This is a genomic window from Psychroserpens citreus (assembly GCF_055686305.1).
On the sequence record NZ_CM145999.1, the window covers coordinates 3523815 to 3542876 of the forward strand.

Annotated in this window: 17 protein-coding genes; 12 read left to right on the plus strand and 5 right to left on the minus strand. The window is 33.1% G+C overall.

The window, feature by feature from the left end; all coding sequences use genetic code 11:
- The first annotated feature begins 7 nt into the window (after positions 1-7).
- Positions 8-766 carry a peptidase associated/transthyretin-like domain-containing protein gene (locus tag ACTU6T_RS15785; RefSeq protein WP_460219163.1) on the plus strand — a complete coding sequence of 253 codons (759 nt, stop codon included), beginning with the start codon at positions 8-10 and terminating at the stop codon, positions 764-766.
- Positions 767-879: 113 nt separating this feature from the next.
- Complete coding sequence (locus ACTU6T_RS15790) at positions 880-2436, plus strand: right-handed parallel beta-helix repeat-containing protein (protein ID WP_460219164.1); 1557 nt, start codon at positions 880-882, stop codon at positions 2434-2436.
- Between the two features lie 68 nt (positions 2437-2504).
- Here ACTU6T_RS15790 and glyA read toward each other — a convergent pair whose 3' ends face one another.
- Entirely contained in the window at positions 2505-3776 is a 1272-nt protein-coding gene (gene glyA / locus ACTU6T_RS15795; protein WP_460219165.1) for a serine hydroxymethyltransferase, read from the minus strand.
- Between the two features lie 190 nt (positions 3777-3966).
- Between glyA and fahA the strand changes: the two genes are divergently transcribed.
- Complete coding sequence (gene fahA, locus ACTU6T_RS15800) at positions 3967-5259, plus strand: fumarylacetoacetase (protein WP_460219166.1); 1293 nt, start codon at positions 3967-3969, stop codon at positions 5257-5259.
- 116 nt (positions 5260-5375) lie between these two features.
- Positions 5376-6560 (plus strand): hypothetical protein, encoded by a 1185-nt coding sequence (locus ACTU6T_RS15805; RefSeq protein ID WP_460219167.1) that lies wholly within the window; start codon positions 5376-5378, stop codon positions 6558-6560.
- Positions 6561-6634: 74 nt separating this feature from the next.
- Here the strand turns inward: ACTU6T_RS15805 and ytxJ are convergent, their stop codons facing one another.
- Positions 6635-7018 (minus strand): bacillithiol system redox-active protein YtxJ, encoded by a 384-nt coding sequence (ytxJ, locus tag ACTU6T_RS15810; RefSeq protein ID WP_460219168.1) that lies wholly within the window; start codon positions 7016-7018, stop codon positions 6635-6637.
- A gap of 207 nt (positions 7019-7225) precedes the next feature.
- Here ytxJ and clpB point away from each other — a divergent pair, with 207 nt between their 5' ends.
- Entirely contained in the window at positions 7226-9835 is a 2610-nt protein-coding gene (gene clpB / locus ACTU6T_RS15815) for an ATP-dependent chaperone ClpB (protein ID WP_460219169.1), read from the plus strand.
- Positions 9836-10031: 196 nt separating this feature from the next.
- On the opposite strand, the gene ACTU6T_RS15820 is transcribed toward clpB, so the two are convergent.
- Complete coding sequence (locus ACTU6T_RS15820; protein ID WP_460219170.1) at positions 10032-10658, minus strand: OmpW/AlkL family protein; 627 nt, start codon at positions 10656-10658, stop codon at positions 10032-10034.
- A gap of 176 nt (positions 10659-10834) precedes the next feature.
- Here ACTU6T_RS15820 and ACTU6T_RS15825 point away from each other — a divergent pair, with 176 nt between their 5' ends.
- The 5 genes from ACTU6T_RS15825 (at position 10835) to ACTU6T_RS15845 (ending at position 14418) form a co-directional block, all read left to right on the plus strand.
- Positions 10835-11431, plus strand: a complete 597-nt coding sequence (locus ACTU6T_RS15825) for a TetR/AcrR family transcriptional regulator (RefSeq protein WP_460219171.1) — start codon at positions 10835-10837, stop codon at positions 11429-11431.
- A gap of 47 nt (positions 11432-11478) precedes the next feature.
- On the plus strand, positions 11479-11967 hold the full coding sequence (locus tag ACTU6T_RS15830; RefSeq protein ID WP_460219172.1) for an acyl-CoA thioesterase: 489 nt from the start codon (positions 11479-11481) through the stop codon (positions 11965-11967).
- A 57-nt stretch (positions 11968-12024) separates the two neighbouring features.
- Positions 12025-12885 carry a TraB/GumN family protein gene (locus tag ACTU6T_RS15835; protein WP_460219173.1) on the plus strand — a complete coding sequence of 287 codons (861 nt, stop codon included), beginning with the start codon at positions 12025-12027 and terminating at the stop codon, positions 12883-12885.
- A gap of 220 nt (positions 12886-13105) precedes the next feature.
- Complete coding sequence (gene deoC / locus ACTU6T_RS15840; protein WP_460219174.1) at positions 13106-13768, plus strand: deoxyribose-phosphate aldolase; 663 nt, start codon at positions 13106-13108, stop codon at positions 13766-13768.
- A gap of 131 nt (positions 13769-13899) precedes the next feature.
- A complete protein-coding gene (locus ACTU6T_RS15845) occupies positions 13900-14418 on the plus strand; it encodes a SixA phosphatase family protein (protein ID WP_460219175.1) in 519 nt (172 codons plus the stop codon).
- Here the strand turns inward: ACTU6T_RS15845 and ACTU6T_RS15850 are convergent.
- Positions 14404-15168: a DUF6503 family protein gene (locus ACTU6T_RS15850; RefSeq protein ID WP_460219176.1), complete on the minus strand. Its 765-nt coding sequence runs from the start codon at positions 15166-15168 to the stop codon at positions 14404-14406. The two genes, ACTU6T_RS15845 and ACTU6T_RS15850, sit on opposite strands and share 15 nt — an antisense overlap.
- Before the next feature lie 85 nt (positions 15169-15253).
- On the opposite strand from ACTU6T_RS15850, the gene smpB reads away from it, so the two are divergent.
- On the plus strand, positions 15254-15712 hold the full coding sequence (smpB, locus tag ACTU6T_RS15855) for an SsrA-binding protein SmpB (RefSeq protein ID WP_460219177.1): 459 nt from the start codon (positions 15254-15256) through the stop codon (positions 15710-15712).
- Between the two features lie 171 nt (positions 15713-15883).
- Positions 15884-18343: a DUF5686 and carboxypeptidase regulatory-like domain-containing protein gene (locus ACTU6T_RS15860; RefSeq protein ID WP_460219178.1), complete on the plus strand. Its 2460-nt coding sequence runs from the start codon at positions 15884-15886 to the stop codon at positions 18341-18343.
- 12 nt (positions 18344-18355) lie between these two features.
- Here ACTU6T_RS15860 and ACTU6T_RS15865 read toward each other — a convergent pair whose 3' ends face one another.
- Positions 18356-18997: a protein-L-isoaspartate(D-aspartate) O-methyltransferase gene (locus tag ACTU6T_RS15865; RefSeq protein ID WP_460219179.1), complete on the minus strand. Its 642-nt coding sequence runs from the start codon at positions 18995-18997 to the stop codon at positions 18356-18358.
- Positions 18998-19062 lie beyond the last annotated feature (65 nt).

Below are 19062 nucleotides of genomic sequence, written 5' to 3' on the forward strand. Positions count from 1 at the left end.
ATGTTATTTGACGTATCAACCATTATTAGAATTGAAATTACACCATTATGTTTTCGTTTTACTAGTTCCCTTTTTGTCCTCTTCTCAGACCGTTAAAGGTTATATTTATGATGCAGAGTCTGTAGTAAAAGGTGCTAAGCTGTTAAATATGTCGCAACATGTCATAACCTATACTAATGACCATGGTGTTTTTGAAATTGCCGCCAAGTTAAGTGACACAATAATCGTAACTTCCTATTTTCATACTGAAAAGCAATATATCATTTCGCAAAATGATTTAAATTCTGATATAGTTATTGAACTTAAAAAAATCACTAATGTATTAGACGAAGTATTAGTTAATAAAACCCTCGAAAAGCCATTAGATACACTAAACATTTCAAAAAGCTTCAGCTTGCAGCTGGCAAATGATATAAAAAACAGGCCTTGGCTTTATGGAGAGCAACCGAGTAGTAATATAGATTTTATTGCTATAGGAAAACTAATCGGTAAACTCTTTAAGAAAAAAGAGAGGACAATAATTGCATACATTAAACCAGAGGATTTAGTTCAAAAATTTGAAGAAAGTTCTCTTTTTAATATTGATCTTTTAAGAAATGAGTTATTTATTACAGAAGAGTATCAATCTTTATTCTTTGATTATTGTAGTGCTCAAAATTTAAGTGCTCAGCTCTTATCCAACGACAACGATTTTATTCTTCTTGAAGCATTATTAAAACACAGTAAAGCTTTTAATAAAATAATCACAGATTACAAAAAAAATTAGATTTCAATTAATTTTTCAACATAGATACTAAAAGATGACTTCAAAAGTTATATTTTAGTGCCTCAAGGCACATTTTATAATTTACTCATGTGCAAAAGAATAATGTTATATTTATGAAACGCATACTCTATTTTATATTAACCATTTTTATATTAATTTTTTGGAGTTCTTGTCGAAAAGATTTTGAATTTTCTCCAAGTACTGGAAGCTTAACCTTTTCTAAAGACACTATCTATTTAGATACGGTATTCACAAATATTGGATCTAGTACATACAACCTAAAAGTATACAACCGAAGTGACAATGACATCTCAATTCCAACGGTTCGTTTGAGTCAAGGTGAAGCTTCAAATTATAGATTAAATGTTGACGGACTTCCAGGTAAAGAATTTCAAAACGTAGAACTACTCGCCAATGATAGTTTATTCATTTTCGTAGAAACGACAGCAGATATTCAAACGCTAGCACAAAACAGCTTAGAATTTTTATATACCGATGCTATCGAATTTGACAGCGGCAATAATCTCCAAAAGGTAGAACTAGTTACATTAATAAAAGACGCTGTATTTATTTATCCAAATCGTGATGAAACTACTGGAATAATTGAAACACTAACATTTGACTTTGATGGAGATGGAACTCCTGATGACACTGATCTTCCAGGTCGATTTCTTGAAGATAGCGAACTTACATTTACAAATGAAAAACCCTATGTTATTTATGGATATGCAGCTGTTGATGAAGGAGATGTTCTAACTATTGAAGCAGGTGCTCGTGTACATTTTCATGCAAATTCTGGGCTGCTAGTTACTAATAATGCGTCATTAAAAGTCGATGGCGAATTAAGTACCGATCAAGATTTATTAGAAAATGAGGTCATTTTTGAAGGTGACAGATTAGAACCTTTATTTGCTAATGTACCTGGGCAATGGGGAACCATTTGGTTATTTAGCGGAAGCCAAGATATTGATATTAATTATGCTACTATTAAAAATGGGACTATCGGAATTTTAGTTGATGGCAATCAAAATGATGATAAACTTAACATTACTAATTCCCAAATTTATAATTCAAGCAACTACGGAATTTGGGCTCGAGCGAGTTCTGTAACAGGAGAGAATCTAGTGATTAATAATTCTGGGCAATCCTCATTTGCTGGAACCATTGGAGGTAGTTATAATTTTACGCACTGCACAATTGCGAATTACTGGAATAATAGCTTTAGAGAGTTTCCATCCGTATTTCTAAATAACTTCGCATTAAACGAAAATAACATGCAAGTGCCTAATGACTTGAATGAAGCCAAATTTAACAACTGTATTATCTTCGGAAATGATAATCCAGAATTTATTTTGGAAGAAGCAGATAATGGAGATGCTGAATTCAACTTTAAATTCACTAACTGTTTGATTCGTTTTCAGAATACCAACAATAACTTCACGGGAGAGAACTATAATTTTAGTAATACAGATTTATATGACAGCTGTGTTTTTAATAGTGACCCAAATTTTAAATTACCATTTGAAAACATGCTAATGATTGGTGATGATTCTGCAGCAAATGGTATAGGAACTACAGATTTTCTGATCCTTAAAGATATATTAGATGTTGATAGAACTACACCTCCAGATGTAGGTGCCTATCAACATACTACTTTTGATGAAGACTAATTTCAAGGTATAAACAAATAAAAAAGCCACTTTAAATAAAGTGGCTTTTTTATTTTTAAGAGTAAAATCTAAGCGAACAAAGGCTTGTCACTCATCATAGCATTTACTTTTTGAGCAATTCCTTCAAGTTTAGCTTCATTCTGATAATTCATAAGTGCCTCATCAATAAAACCAACGATAGTTTCCATATCAGGTTCTTTTAAACCTCGTGTAGTAATCGCAGCTGTTCCTATTCGAATACCAGAAGTTACAAACGGACTCTTATCATCAAAAGGTACCATGTTTTTATTTACAGTAATATCTGCAACACCTAAAGCTTCCTCTGCTTCTTTACCAGTAATATTTTTATTTCGCAAATCGATAAGCATCATATGGTTATCTGTACCTCCAGAAATGATATGATAACCTCTATCAACGAATGCTTTCGCCATAGCAGCTGCATTATGTTTTACTTGTAGGATATAGTGCATAAAATCATCAGAAAGTGCTTCACCAAAAGCAATCGCCTTGGCGGCAATAATGTGCTCTAATGGTCCGCCTTGATTTCCAGGAAAAACAGCAGAATCTAATAGTCCAGACATTTTTCTTAAGTTTCCATTTTTAAGACGAATTCCAAATGGATTTTCAATGTTTTCACACATCATAATTAAACCACCTCTTGGACCACGTAAAGTTTTATGTGTTGTTGTTGTAACAATATGGCAATGCGGCAGAGGGTCACTTAAAATGCCTTTTGCAATTAAACCTGCAGGATGCGATATATCTGCCATTAATATTGCACCTACATTATCTGCAACCTCTCTAAACTTAGCGAAATCAATATCTCTAGAATAAGCCGATGCTCCAGCAATGATTAACTTAGGTTGTTCTTTTTCTGCAGCATCAGACAACATATCATAATCAATACGCCCAGTTTCTTTTTTCACTCCATAAAATGTAGGATTATACAGTTTTCCTGAAAAATTTACAGGTGAGCCATGTGTTAGATGTCCTCCATGTGACAAATCAAAACCTAATATGGTATCTCCAGGTTTTAAACAAGCAGCAAAAACAGCAGTATTAGCCTGACTCCCAGAATGTGGTTGCACATTAGCATAAGCCGCACCAAATAAGGTTTTAGCTCTATCTATAGCAATTTGCTCTACTTCATCTACAACAGCGCAACCTCCGTAGTAACGTTTTCCTGGATAACCTTCGGCGTATTTATTAGTTAACACAGAACCTGCAGCCTCCATGACTTGGTTACTTACAAAGTTCTCAGAAGCAATTAGTTCTAAACCGTTTATTTGTCTGTCGTTTTCAGCATCTATTAGCTCGAAAATCTGTGAATCACGTTGCATATGTCTTGTTTAAATTAAATTTCCTCAAAAATAAGAAATCATTACCTTAAAAAGATTTAAAAAAACGAGTTTAAGTTCATCTTTTATGAGCAGGTTATCAACAGGTAAAATTCATTTAAAATTTCATGGTTTTGTCCAATTAAATATGTAGGTTTGAATAGAAATATAAAACAACAAAATCCTCTATAATATGCCTTTATCTGCAAATAATCCTGATAGGTCTTCATGGTTACATGTTGGAAAAAACTCAGATTTCCCTATTCAAAATATTCCTTTTGGTGTATTTCTAACTCGCGATGATATCATTACAATTGGTACGCGAATTGGAGATACTGCTATCGATCTTGGTGCTCTACATCAACTTGGTTACTTTGAAGGCATTCCTTTAACTGATGATATTTTTCTTCAAGACACCTTGAATGACTTCATCGCAGATGGCAGAAAAACTTGGCGTTTAGTCCGTAATCGTATTGCCGAAATTTTTGATGTCGAAAACGACAAACTAAAAAATAACAATCCGCATAAAGAAATTGTATTATTCCGTTTAGATGAAATTGAAATGCAATTACCAATTCAAATTGGTGATTATACAGATTTCTATGCCAGTAAAGAACATGCTACTAATGTTGGTACTATGTTTAGAGATCCAGAAAACGCGCTAATGCCAAACTGGTTACATTTACCTGTGGGATATCACGGACGTAGTTCTTCAATAATCCCATCTGGCATTCCAATTCATCGTCCTCAAGGACAAACCATGCCTGAAGGGGCAAAAACACCTGTATTTGGACCTTCAAAATTAGTAGATTTCGAATTAGAAATGGCTTTTATCACCACAGATGCGAACGATTTAGGAGAACCAATTCCAATCGACGAGGCTGAAGAATACATCTTTGGTTTGGTACTATTCAATGACTGGTCTGCTCGTGATATTCAAAAATGGGAATATGTGCCTTTAGGGCCATTCTTAGGAAAAAATTTCGCATCATCTATGTCACCATGGATTGTAACTCTTGATGCTTTAGAACCATTTAGAGTTGAAAGTCCTAAACAAAATCCAAAACCTCTAGACTATTTACAATCCAAAGGAAAAAGAAGTTTTGATATTCATTTAGAAGCCGCAATTCAACCCAAAGGTGCCAAAGAAACGACCGTAGCTAAATCCAACTTTAAATATATGTATTGGAATATGTCCCAACAACTAGCACATCATACTGTAAATGGCTGCCCTGTAAATTCTGGTGATATGATGGGAAGTGGTACCATTTCTGGACCAACCGAAGATTCGTATGGTTCTATGCTAGAATTATCTTGGAAAGGCACCAAACCTTTAAAAATGAAAGATGGTACTGAGCGCAAATTTATCAACGATTATGACACCGTTATTATGAGAGGTTATTGTGAAAATGATGGTACTCGCATTGGATTTGGGTCTGTAAAAACACAGCTACTACCTATCTTTAATCCGAAGAAAAAGAAATAATTATTTTAAAAATACTGTTTAAACTCGAAGCCTGAAAAACTAATTTTCAACTTCGAGTTTTTTGTTTGGCACCATATTTGGATTTATAGTATAAATAATCATTTAAATCCAGAATTATGAAGCAATTACTACTTACAACAGTACTTCTTCTGGTACTAACATCTTGTAGCGGAAGAAAACATATTGAAAGCGCCATTAGTCATGGAAACTATGACCAAGCCATTAATGATGCTTTAAAAAAACTTGAACGCAATAAAGACAAAAAACGTAAGCAAGCTTATGTTATAATGCTCAAAGACGCATACCACAAAGTCTTAGAGGAAGATTTACAAGATATTGCACATTTAAAAAAAGATGGCAATCCTGAACAATATAAAACCATTTACGAACGCTATTTAGATCTGGAAGCAAGACAAAATGCGATTAAGCGCGTGATGCCATTACAAATTGGTGGCAAACCAATTACGTTTAAATTCAACGATTATTCTTCAGAAATAGTTGACTATAGATACAAAACATCTGAATATTTGATAGATGAAGGTATTGCTTTATTAGACTCTGAAGATAAATATAATGCAAGAAAAGCCTATAACCTTTTCAGTTATATAGAACGTATCAATCCAAATTTTGAGGAAACAAGGGAGTTAATAACTGAAGCCCATAACAAAGGCATTGATTATGTGATGGTATCTATTGAAAACCAAACACACCAAATCATCCCTCAACAATTAGAAGCCGATTTATTAAACTTTGACACTTATGGTTTAAATCAGTTTTGGACAATCTATCACGCGAATGCTGTTAATGATATAAATTATGATTACGCTATGCAATTGCAGTTACAGCGTATCAATATTTCACCAGAACAGGTGGACAGAAGACAAGAATTGAAACAACGTAATATTATAGATGGTTGGGAATATCAAAAAGATAATGAAGGTAATTTCGTTACAGATAGCCTTGGTAACAAAATTCAAATCGATAAAATTGTAAATGTAAGGGCTAGATATTTTGAAGTAAGCCAATTTAAATCAACCCTTGTTCAAGCTAATGTTGTGTATACAGATTTAAAAACGAATCAGATTCTAGATGCATTTCCAATCGATAGTGAATTTATTTTTGAGCATATCTATGCAACTGTTAGAGGAGATCGTAGAGCACTTAATAGAACCGAACGAGAATTATTGAGAAATAGACCACTTCATTTCCCAAGCGATTCGCAAATGGTCTATGATACAGGCGAAGACTTAAAACAACAATTAAAAAACATCATCAGCTCTTATAGAGTACAAAGAAGTTGATTATCTATATATTGTTCATTAACAAAACTCCCAAAGCGAATGCTTTGGGAGTTTTGTTTTTTTTATAATTTTAATTAAACAAAGCGCTCTAAATCAATATCATTAATAGCACCATGAGAAGCATGAGCTACTGTTACTCCTTTTTTAACAATAATTAATTGTGGAGATTGATGCATCACTTGAAACTTATACCCAACTTCATTAGAGACTTCCCTATAGCTTAATAAATCTAAATAGTACAAATCAATATTAGCATCAAGCTCAAACATACTTACAAATTGCTTCATTACCATACTACTAATCCCACAGCGTGTAGAATGTTTAAAAATGACTTGCGTTTTGGTTGCTGAGCGCTTCTCAATTTCACTCAATTGAGATACATCAGTTAATGCTTGCCAAGGCAATACTTTTTCTTCTTTTGGCTCAGTAGATCCAAATATATTTTTTAAAAATCCCATAGTTAATCTTTACATAAATTTCACTTGTACAATACAAGCTTACATCCTATAAGTCGTATCTTTATTTAAGCCTTACAAACTGACGAAAAGTCACGTCGTTACGCACTAAACCGGTCATTTTGTCGTTTCATTATTGTCTTTTACAATTGGTAAGGTTATTGACCTAAGCCTATCGTAAAATACTAATAAAAAAATAATTTCAGATATATGAATTTTAATAATTATACCATAAAATCTCAAGAAGCCATACAACAAGCACAGCAGCTAGCTCAAAGCATGGGACATCAGCAGATAGAAAATGAGCATATTATAAAAGCTATTTTCGAAGTTGATGAAAACGTATTACCATTCATACTAAAAAAATTGAATGTCAATATTGATGTTTTAAAACTAGCGTTAGATAAGCAAATTGAAAGTTTTTCTAAAGTTTCAGGAGCTGATTTAATGATTTCACGTGACGCTAGCAAAGCACTTAACGAAGCGTCTATCATCGCTAAAAAAATGAATGATGATTTCGTTTCCGTAGAGCATTTAATCTTAGCCATTTTTAAATCAAAAAGTAAGATTGCTCAGATGCTTAAAGACCAAGGTGTCACTGAAAAAGCGTTGAATGCAGCAATCGAAGAACTGCGTAGAGGTGATCGTGTGACGTCTCAGAGTCAAGAAGATACATACAACTCATTAAACAAATACGCTAAGAATTTAAATCAATTAGCTAAAGACGGAAAACTAGACCCTGTGATTGGTCGTGATGAAGAGATTAGACGAATTCTACAAATCTTATCACGTCGAACTAAAAACAATCCAATACTCGTTGGTGAACCAGGAACTGGGAAAACAGCAATTGCCGAAGGTTTAGCACATCGTATTGTGGATGGTGATATTCCAGAAAACTTAATCGATAAACAAATTTATGCGCTCGATATGGGAGCTCTCATTGCAGGCGCCAAATTTAAAGGTGAATTTGAAGAGCGATTAAAAGCAGTTATCAAAGAAGTAACCACTAGCGAAGGTGACATCGTATTATTTATTGACGAAATCCATACGCTTGTTGGTGCTGGTGGTGGACAAGGCGCTATGGATGCAGCAAACATTCTTAAACCTGCTTTAGCTCGTGGTGAACTGCGCGCTGTTGGTGCAACAACATTAGATGAATATCAAAAATACTTCGAGAAGGATAAAGCCTTAGAGCGTCGTTTTCAAAAAGTAATGGTCGATGAGCCAGATACAGAAAGTGCGATTTCTATACTTCGAGGCATTAAAGAAAAATATGAGACTCATCATAAAGTACGTATTAAAGATGAAGCTATTATTGGTGCAGTAGAACTTTCTGAACGCTATATCACCAATCGTTTTCTACCAGACAAAGCCATAGATTTAATGGATGAAGCTGCTTCAAAATTACGTATGGAAATCAATTCGAAACCTGAAGAACTAGATGTTTTGGATAGAAAAATTATGCAATTAGAGATAGAAATCGAAGCAATTAAGCGTGAAAAAGATGAAGTGAAATTAAAATCCTTACGCAATGATTTAGCGAACCTCAAAGAGGAACGTAATGAGATTAATGCAAAATGGATGAGTGAAAAAGAAGTCGTTGATAATATTCAAACGACCAAATCTAATATTGAAGATTATAAACTTGAAGCCGAACGTGCAGAGCGTGAAGGAGACTACGGAAAAGTCGCTGAAATTCGCTACGGAAAAATTAAAGAAGCCCAAGAAGCTTTAGAAGCGTATCAAAATGAATTAAAAGAAAATCAATCTGGTAATTCTCTAATTAAAGAAGAAGTTACCTATGATGATATTGCTGAAGTAGTAGCTAAGTGGACTGGCATTCCTGTTACCAAAATGCTGCAAAGCGAACGTGATAAACTTCTAAAATTAGAAGATGAGTTACATAAGCGCGTAGTGGGTCAAGAGGAAGCTATAATTGCCGTAAGTGATGCTGTAAGACGCTCGAGAGCCGGTTTACAAAATCCGCAAAAACCTGTTGGAACCTTCTTATTTTTAGGGACGACTGGAGTAGGTAAAACTGAATTAGCAAAAGCATTAGCAGAATATTTGTTTGATGATGAGAATGCAATGACTAGAATTGATATGAGCGAATTTCAAGAAAGTCATAGTGTTAGCCGCTTGGTAGGCGCACCTCCAGGTTATATTGGTTATGATGAAGGCGGACAGCTAACTGAAGCTGTAAGAAGGAAACCGTATTCAGTAGTATTGCTTGATGAAATTGAAAAAGCGCATCCAGACACCTTTAATATTTTATTGCAAGTATTAGATGAAGGTCGATTGACAGATAACAAAGGCCGTGTTGCTGATTTCAAAAACACAATTATCATAATGACATCAAATCTTGGAAGTCATATAATTCAAGAGCGATTTGAAGCAACTAAAGATATCGATTCGGCAATAGAATCGGCAAAAGTGGATGTACTAGGTTTATTAAAACAAAGTGTTCGCCCAGAGTTTTTAAACCGAATTGATGACACTATTATGTTCACGCCCTTAACTCGAGCTCATATAAAAGATATTGTTGGATTGCAACTCAAAGGCGTACAAAAGATTTTGTCTAAACAGAATATTACTTTCGATGCAACACCAGAGGCTATAGCTTATCTTGCTGACAAAGGATATAATCCTGAATATGGTGCTCGACCTGTTAAACGAGTGATTCAAAAAGAGGTCTTAAACGCTTTAAGTAAAGAAATCTTATCAGGAGAGGTCACTACAGATAGTATCATTTTACTTGATGCATTTGATGATAAACTGGTATTTAGAAATGAAGCGAGTTTTATTTCAGAAGAAATTTAAACTTCAGTGTAACAAAACTGCTATACAACAGTCTTTTAAGTGGTTGGTTAGTTGAAAAGCAACGTAAGTTTTAGTAATAAAATGAGCGTTGCTTTTCCGTTTTTTATATAACCAAGTCTGATAAGAATACAATGCATTTAATTAATATAAAAAAGGTCGCATTTCTGCGACCTCTTTCACTATTAATACAATGGAATTAAAACTTCAATCCTACACCTAAACCTACAATAAGTGGGTCTATGTTCACTTCAGCTTTTGCAGAAGCATCATCATTAGGAGTAACATCCGTTTTTAAGAATATTTTTTTAATGTCAAGATTTAAAAACCATTTATCGTTTAAATTATAGTCTACACCAGCCTGCAATGAAAACCCAATGGTGTTTTCATACTCAATATCATCTAAATCTCCAGCATCTGCCTCATAGAATATGGTGTAGTTAATACCAGCTCCTACATAAGGCTTAAAATCATCAGCATAAAAATGATATTGCAAATTAAGTGTTGGAGGCAATAACCACACATAACCCAAATCTGCAACATTTTCAATTTCAACTTCATGTTTTGTGGTAGCCAAAATCAACTCTGCAGCAAGATGCTTATTAAAGAAGTATGTAAAATCCAGCTCAGGAACAAAGGTTGTAGAAATATCTACATTTGCTCCATCAATATCATCATCTGGAGAAGGCACTATAGCTATAATTCTAAAACGAGCTTGCCATTTATTAAATGTTGCTGCATCATCATTTGCGTTTGCCTCTTGAGCAGTAACATGTGTTAAAGAAAAAAGGCCAGTCATAAGCAGTGCGAAAATTATTTTTTTCATGGTGTTTGATTTATTATTTACACAAAGATATTTTGAAAATAAAGTTCCAATTATGATAAAAATCATTGTTCAATACTTTTGTTTTCACCTATTTTAAATCTGTATCTACAAATATTATAAAATAAGAAATTTGACATAAAATATACCGTTAAGTATATTTTTTATATATTTGATTCATGCAAACAAAAGCAGAACTCACAAAGCAATATATTTTAGAGACCGTTGCTCCCATTTTTAATCAAAATGGGTATGCAGCAACAAGCATGAGTGATATTACAGAAGCAACTGGTCTAACAAAAGGTGCTATTTACGGTAACTTTAAAAACAAAGAAGCTTTAGCCATTTCAGCATTTAAGTTTACTGTAAAAGCATTAATGAAACGCATTTCCAATCACATAGAACTTAGTGATTCTCCTATCCAAAAACTATTCTTGATTTCTGATTTTTACCGTAACTACTATGATTACAGCAAGCAATTAGGAGGCTGCCCTGTCTTAAATATTGGTGTTGATGCCAATAATCAAAACACCTTACTACTAGAAAATGTTAAAATTGTAATAGAAAAAATTCAAGATCAAGTAGCAACGATTATTGAAAATGGCATAGAAGCAGGAGAAATTTCGACTGAAATAAACGCCATGCAATACGCAAAGCGATTGGATACTATGATACAAGGTGCAGTATTTATGACCTACACCATGGATGATGAATTTTATATGAAAGACACAATGAATCAAATAGATCAAATGATTCATAACGATATGAAAGCATAATTTTTTTAATCAAAAATATACCGTTTGGTATAATTAAAACAAACACAATGAATTTACCAAAAACAGTACGTAGTCAAACAAAAATCAGGTTTCAACATTGTGATCCATTTAACCACCTTAATAATGGGAGGTATATCGATTATTTCATGAATCATAGAGAAGATCAATTGATTCAACACTATAATATCGACATATATAAAATGGCTCAAAAAAAAGGAATAAGCTGGGTATCTAGTAGCAATCAAATTGCCTATTTAAAACCAGCTTTTTTGATGGAAACTGTGACTATTGAATCTCAATTGATTCATCATGATTCTAGTCATTTAAAAGTTGAAATGCGCATGTATAATGAAGACATGACACAACTTAAAGCTATAATTTGGTGTGGCTTCGTACATTTTAATTTACTAAAACAAACAAGAGAAACACATTCCGAAGATTTGGTAACATTATTCGAATCTATTGTAAACCCAGTTTCTGATACCAATTTCGAAAATCGTGTAGCTTCTTTTAAACCCGTAAAAGTTGAAAATTGACGTATTTGTAACATTTCCGAGGAAAAACATACCTATTAGCAAATTGAAACCGTCTATATGAAAAACTTACTCATATGCTTAACATTATGTTTAGGCCTTACAAACACTATTAGCGCGCAAAAACTAGACAAATCTTTACTGTGGGAAATCTCGGGTAATGGTTTAGAAAAATCGTCATATCTATTTGGTACTATACATATGACTTGTGATGCATCTTTAGACGATGACGTAAAAAAAGCTTTAAATGATACTTCTTTATTAGTTTTAGAATTAGATATGGATGACCCATCCATGCAAATGAATATGATGAAAGGACTTTATATGAAAGATGGACAAACCATTAAAAACTTAGTTAATGAAGAAGACTATAAAACAATTTCCGATTTTGTAAAGAGTCAATTAGGAATGCCTTTAGACATGCTAGGCAACATGAAACCTTTTTTAATTACGGCCATGTTTTACCCACAGCTTTTAGGATGTCAAGTGCAATCTTATGAAGAGGCTCTAATGAAAGTTGCACATGAGCAAAACGAAGAAGTGTTAGGTCTTGAGACTGTTCAAGAACAATTGGACGTATTTGATAACATTCCGTACAAAGATCAAGTAAAAGACTTATTACGTTCTGCAAAAGATAATATGGCTTATGACAAAGCATCATTTAATATGATGTTAGAACTTTATAATGATGAAGATATAGAAGGATTAGATAAGCTAGTAGCAGAGGATGTTAATCTATCTACAAGTAAACATAAAGACATAATGTTAGATAATAGAAATAAGAATTGGATTTCAAAAATTGAGAACTATTCTAAAGCACAACCTACTTTTTATGGTGTTGGTGCAGCTCATCTTGCAGGTAAAAATGGTGTCATTAACCTTCTTAAAGAAGCAGGTTATACTGTTAAAGCGGTTCATTAATATTGATCAAAATAGAATCTAAGCCTCTGAAATAGAGGCTTTTTTGTTTACAACATGTTCAAAACTCCCTTAAAACACAATAAAACTTTAGCATTTTAGGTTATGATTATAAGATTTAATTACTAACTTTGAGTTGCTATTAATTCCCAAATTTACATTAGTTAAAGCAAGCTAATTCTTCTTCAAATCAAGAATTAGTGAATAAATCACCTACTTAAATATGAACGTAAACTCATATATAGATCACACCTTGTTAAGTGCCTCTGCCACTGAACGTGACATTATTGACCATTGTAATCAAGCAAAAAAACACAAGTTTTTTTCTGTCTGTGTGCACAGTTGCTATGTGCCCTTAGCCAAACAACTTCTTAAAGATACTAATGTAAAAATTTGCACAGTAGTTGGCTTTCCTTTAGGCGCAAGTTCTACCGAAGCTAAAGTATTTGAAGCCAAACAAGCCATTAATGATGGTGCTCATGAAATTGATATGGTTATGAATCTTGGCGTTTTTAAAAGCAAGAATTACGTTGAAGTATTTAAAGATATAAAAGACGTAAAAACTGCCATTGGAAGAACACCTTTAAAAGTAATTATTGAAATTAGCGAACTGTCAAAAAATGGAATAGTTAAAGCTTCAGAAATATGCTTAGATGCTAAAGTAGATTTTGTAAAAACATCTACAGGTTTTACCAAAAGTGGCGCCACGCTTACTGCTGTGAAAATCATTAGGAAGACAGTAAGAAACCATTGCAAAATAAAGGCTTCAGGAGGTATCAGTGATTACGAAACTGCTCGAAAATACATTGATATTGGTGTTGAACGTATAGGTACTTCAAAAGGCGTAAACATTTCTAACGGCGAACTGTCTGATGCCGATTATTAATAATTGGGAGTTCTATACTATTAAGATTTAACAAAGTTTTTTTATAATTAAAAACTGAGTCGTCTATATTCGTAAAACGCTTTATAATATTCAAAATTACAATCACCTTTAAATAACTAAATCCTAAATTAATGAAATCTTTATTTACATTTATTTTCATTGCTATATTCTGTCTTCCGTCATTTTCCCAAACTATGACTACTAATAATGAAGTTGAAACAACAACTTATTATTTTATTCGACATGCAGAAAAAGACAGAAGCGATAAAACTAATAGAAACCCAGACCTTACAGAGACAGGTAAAGAAAGAGCAAAAAATTGGACTGTCATTCTACAAAACATCAAATTTGATGCAGTATACTCAACGCAATACAACAGAACAATGCAAACCGCTGAACCTACAGCTTTAGAAAATGAGTTGGAAGTAAAATTTTACGATCCAAGAGCTTTATATTCTGAAGAATTTGCAAAAGCCACAAAAGGCAAAACAGTATTAGTCGTTGGACATAGCAATACTACACCTGCATTTGTGAATTCAATTTTGAAAAAAAGAAAATATCCAGATATTGATGACAATAATAATGGTAATCTTTATATAGTAACCATTTCTGATGGACATATAATCGATCAAGTATTATCTATCAATTAAATCGATTGTAACATTTTTTAGTTCAATTTTAGAGAGCAGGTTTAATGTCCCATTCTCAAACTGTTGAGGCAAATCTATTAAGCCAATTGAGGAGTTCTCGGGTTTATAATTATTATAATCTACAATACGAACCCCCTCTATATATCGCTCATTATAAGCCTCTCTAAAACGTAAGCCTTTGCCGTGATTTTCTTCATAAGAATAAGCTAGATAATCAGTCTTAAACGTCTTCTTGTTTATCCAATATATGAATTCGTCTTCAAAGTCTTCTCCTCCTCCATCTTGATTAAATGTGACTTTGATGGTATAATACGTGTTATCCAAAATCGAAACATCATCTAATCTAGTCTTATTAACCGCCTGATCATTTAACCCATACGGAAGTACCGAAAAGTAATGAACAGAATTGACTGATGCCGAATATCTAGGGACCATAGAATCCTGTACCTCAACTATTAATTCATCAACAAAACGTTGAAACCCTTGATTACTCAAAACATCCCTAACTTGTGATATCGAATGAGATGTTGAATCCTTAAATGAGCGCTCTAATTGAAAATTTCCATTATCTCGACTTGCTGTATAATACTTATCTCTAAAGTCAAATGCTATTAGAGACGAAGAAATAATATCTCCTCCAGAAACAGATATCGTATCATCAATAATCGTCTTTGCTGAAATCGTATCTCTTACATCATTTTTACAACCAAAATATAAAAGTCCAATTATTACTAAAAGTGAATATTTCATATAATTAATAGTTTCAAACTTAAGTCGGAAAACATATTATTTAATAACAGTTTATAAATGTTAAAAATAATTACCTTTGCTCTCCATGCAAAAAACAGTAAACATACTAAATAAAAAAGCAAAGTTTGAGTACGAAATTTTCGACACGTATACAGCTGGAATTGTGTTAACTGGGACCGAAATTAAATCAATAAGAGACAGTAAAGCTTCAATAGCAGAAAGCTTTTGTGAATTTAATGATCGTGGGGAACTATTCGTTATTAATATGACGATTCAAGAATATGTCTTCGGAAACTACTACAATCACAAACCTAAAGCAGAGCGCAAATTATTACTAAACAAACGTGAGCTCAAAAAGCTAGAAAAGGAAATCAACATTAAAGGAAACGCAATTATACCGTTACGCTTGTTTATTAATGAAAAAGGATTAGCTAAGCTTGAAATCGCTTTAGGAAAAGGTAAGAAACTCTTCGATAAACGAGAAACGATAAAAGACAGAGACAATAAACGCAACCTCGATCGAATTAAGAAAATCTACAAATAACGATCGGATTTGGCACTAATATTGTTGTAAGAAAATATTTAACAATTGTGTTAGTTTTATTTAGCATTGTTTAACAAAGCTCCTCTATTTTTATAGCTATGTTTGACCTTTAGCTGGCAACCTTTTAGTAAAAAAGTACGTCTATATAAAAAACACCATCAATCAACTTTTATGAAAAAAACTTTACTCTCTACAATTTTAGTATTACTTGCATTTAATTCTTTTTCCCAAATAAGAGGCAGTGTTACTGGCACCAACAATGAACCTTTACCTTTTGTCAATATATACATCGAAAACACATATATTGGAACTACCAGTAATGAAGATGGTAATTATGAACTCAATATTTCTGATCCTAAATCCTATACTATAGTTTTTCAGTATTTAGGTTATAAAACCGTAAAAAAAACAGTACGTATTGATGCTTTCCCGTTTACCTTAAATGCAACACTTATAGATGAAGAAATTTCTTTAAATGAAGTAGTCATTAATACTGAAGAGAATCCAGCTAATATTATTATGCGTAAAGCTATTTCTAAGCGTAAAGAAAATCAAAACAAAATTCTAAGCTATACCTCCGATTTCTACTCTCGAGGGCTTATAAGAATTAAAGATGCACCAAAAAAAATCTTAGGTGAAGACATAGAAATTGATGGTCTAGATTCTACTAGAAGTGGTGTAATTTACCTATCAGAAACCGTCTCAAAATTAGAATTTTTAAGACCTAATAAACTTAAAGAAAAAATATTAGCATCAAAAGTTAGTGGTGATAGCAAAGGATTTAGTTTCAACAACGCTATAGATGTTGATTTTGATTTATATGAAAACTCCGTATCTATTGGAAATCAAATCATCACACCAATCGCGAATAATGCATTTGGATATTACAGATTTGAATTAGAAGGAGTTTTCTATGATGACAAAGGACACCTAATTAATAAAATCAAAGTCACTCCTAGACGAGAAAATGACCCAGTTTTTGAGGGCTACATCTATATTGTAGAGGATCAATGGACTATCTATGCCGTCGAATTAGATGTTACTGGCACTCAAGCAAGACTTCCTGCGGTAGATAAAGTAACCATAACTCAAACCTATTCGTTTTCAGAACAAGATAATATATGGGCTAAAATGTCTCAAAATATTGATTTCAAATATGGTCTGTTTGGAATAAAAGGCGATGGTCGTTTCACCGCTGTTTATAGTAATTATAGTTTTAACCCTGGACTGACTCGAAAAAATTTCACAAGAGAGATTGTGTCTTTTGTTGAAAATGCTAACGAAAAAGATTCCATCTATTGGACGACAATTAGACCTATACCTTTAACAGTGGAAGAAGTTACAGACTATATTAAAAAAGATAGTATTCAAACAATTAAAGCATCAAAAACGTATCAGGATTCTGTTGACACTATTAAAAATAAATTCAAACTAGGAGACATAATTGGCGGCTATACCTATACGAATTCATACGAAAACTGGAGTGTTGGTGTCTCCTCTCCTATTGAAGCCATAAGTTTCAACACAGTTCAAGGCTGGAACGCAAATATTGGAGCGTTTTACACTAAGAATTACAATGATTACGAACGTTACTTCTCAGTAAGAGGAAATATCAATTATGGATTTAGTGATGACCGCCTTCGAGGTACCATTGCTGCTACTTATAAATTTAATAATAAGAGTAGGCCCTATCTCACATTAGCTGGTGGTGTTATCACACAACAGTTCAATTCGAGTAATCCAATTTCAAAAAGTTTAAATACTGGGTTTTCATTATTTAGTGAACAAAACTTTATGAAACTATATGAAAACAGTTTTGTACAAGCCTCCTATTCAAATGAATTATTCAATGGATTGAGAGTTAATGCCAGTTTAGGTTATCAACGACGCAAAGCCTTATTTAATACAACAGATCAAGCTTGGTATCCACAAAATGATCGGGTTTATACGAGTAATAATCCATTAGACGAAACCGCATACGGCATTGCGCCTTTCGACACGCACAATATTATGAAGTTTAATATGACAGCTCGTATTAATTTTGCGCAAAATTACTTGAGTTATCCTGATGGAAAATATAATATTCCAAATTCTAAATTCCCAACCCTTATTTTAGGTTATGAAAAAGGGTTCTCATCTTCTATTGATGATTATAATTTTGATCAAGTTAAAATCCGAATTCGCCAAGGGCTCAATGCAGGAGACAAAGGGCGTTTTCAATATAACATAAAAGCGGGAACATTTTTTAATGCCGATGATATTGCTTTTGTAGATTATCAACATTTTAACGGTAATCAAACACAGATAGGCTCAGGATCTTATCTCAATGTATTTAATAATTTACCATATTATACGGCTAGCACCAACGATTCTTATTTAGAAATGCATGCTGAGCACGATTTTAATGGATTTCTACTAGGAAGAGTTCCACTACTTAAAAAGCTTAATTTTAATTTAGTTGTTGGCGCCCATGCATTAGCAACACCTAACAATAAACCCTATCAAGAATATACCATTGGCCTTGACAATATTGGCTGGGGGAAATTTAGGTTTCTAAGGCTTGATTATGTAAGATCTTATCAAAGCGGTTTCCAGAGTGATGCTCTTCTTTTCGGCTTGAAATTCTTTTAATTAAAATTCTAATTAATTTTTATCTTCCAATAAAGGTACAAATCTAAACTCGCCAAATTCATGTTGTTCAAATTCTTTTGGTCCTTTTCTAATAAATAAGGTCATGATTTGTATATCATCACCTACCGGAATGACTAGTCTTCCATTAATTTTTAATTGACTTAACAAGGGCTTTGGCACGAAAGGAGCTCCAGCAGTAACAATAATACTATCGAATGGCGCTTCGGCTTCTAATCCAATATAACCATCTCCAAAAATGAGCTTCTTTGCTCGATAGCCTAACTTAGGTAAAAATTTACTCGTTTTTTTATAGAGTTCATGCTGGCGTTCAATACTAAACACTTTAGCGCCTAACAAACATAGAACCGCTGTTTGATATCCACTTCCTGTTCCAATTTCCAATACTGTATCGCCAGGTTCTATTTGTAATAGTTCAGATTGAAAAGCTACAGTATACGGTTGAGAAATAGTTTGATTAGCAGCAATTGGAAATGCCTTGTCTTGATAAGCATGATCCAAAAAACTAGAATCCATAAAAAGATGTCGAGGTATTGTAGCTATAGCCTGTAAGACTTTCTCATCCAAAATTCCTTTCTTCTTTAAGGTTGCAACTAATTGTTGGCGTAGGCCTTGGTGTTTAAATGTATCTTTCAAAGTGGTTAGGTTTACTATGCTAAAATAACTGAAAGATTTTTATACTGAAAGTTAAATTTGATGGA

Excerpts from the sequence above, each read along its gene's own strand:
- ACTU6T_RS15790 (WP_460219164.1), top strand. The coding sequence starts at position 880 with ATGAAACGCATACTCTATTTTATATTAACCATTTTTATATTAATTTTT.
- glyA (WP_460219165.1), bottom strand. The coding sequence starts at position 3,776 with ATGCAACGTGATTCACAGATTTTCGAGCTAATAGATGCTGAAAACGAC.
- fahA (WP_460219166.1), top strand. The coding sequence starts at position 3,967 with ATGCCTTTATCTGCAAATAATCCTGATAGGTCTTCATGGTTACATGTT.
- ACTU6T_RS15805 (WP_460219167.1), top strand. The coding sequence starts at position 5,376 with ATGAAGCAATTACTACTTACAACAGTACTTCTTCTGGTACTAACATCT.
- ytxJ (WP_460219168.1), bottom strand. The coding sequence starts at position 7,018 with ATGGGATTTTTAAAAAATATATTTGGATCTACTGAGCCAAAAGAAGAA.
- clpB (WP_460219169.1), top strand. The coding sequence starts at position 7,226 with ATGAATTTTAATAATTATACCATAAAATCTCAAGAAGCCATACAACAA.
- ACTU6T_RS15820 (WP_460219170.1), bottom strand. The coding sequence starts at position 10,658 with ATGAAAAAAATAATTTTCGCACTGCTTATGACTGGCCTTTTTTCTTTA.
- ACTU6T_RS15825 (WP_460219171.1), top strand. The coding sequence starts at position 10,835 with ATGCAAACAAAAGCAGAACTCACAAAGCAATATATTTTAGAGACCGTT.
- ACTU6T_RS15830 (WP_460219172.1), top strand. The coding sequence starts at position 11,479 with ATGAATTTACCAAAAACAGTACGTAGTCAAACAAAAATCAGGTTTCAA.
- ACTU6T_RS15835 (WP_460219173.1), top strand. The coding sequence starts at position 12,025 with ATGAAAAACTTACTCATATGCTTAACATTATGTTTAGGCCTTACAAAC.
- deoC (WP_460219174.1), top strand. The coding sequence starts at position 13,106 with ATGAACGTAAACTCATATATAGATCACACCTTGTTAAGTGCCTCTGCC.
- ACTU6T_RS15845 (WP_460219175.1), top strand. The coding sequence starts at position 13,900 with ATGAAATCTTTATTTACATTTATTTTCATTGCTATATTCTGTCTTCCG.
- ACTU6T_RS15850 (WP_460219176.1), bottom strand. The coding sequence starts at position 15,168 with ATGAAATATTCACTTTTAGTAATAATTGGACTTTTATATTTTGGTTGT.
- smpB (WP_460219177.1), top strand. The coding sequence starts at position 15,254 with ATGCAAAAAACAGTAAACATACTAAATAAAAAAGCAAAGTTTGAGTAC.
- ACTU6T_RS15860 (WP_460219178.1), top strand. The coding sequence starts at position 15,884 with ATGAAAAAAACTTTACTCTCTACAATTTTAGTATTACTTGCATTTAAT.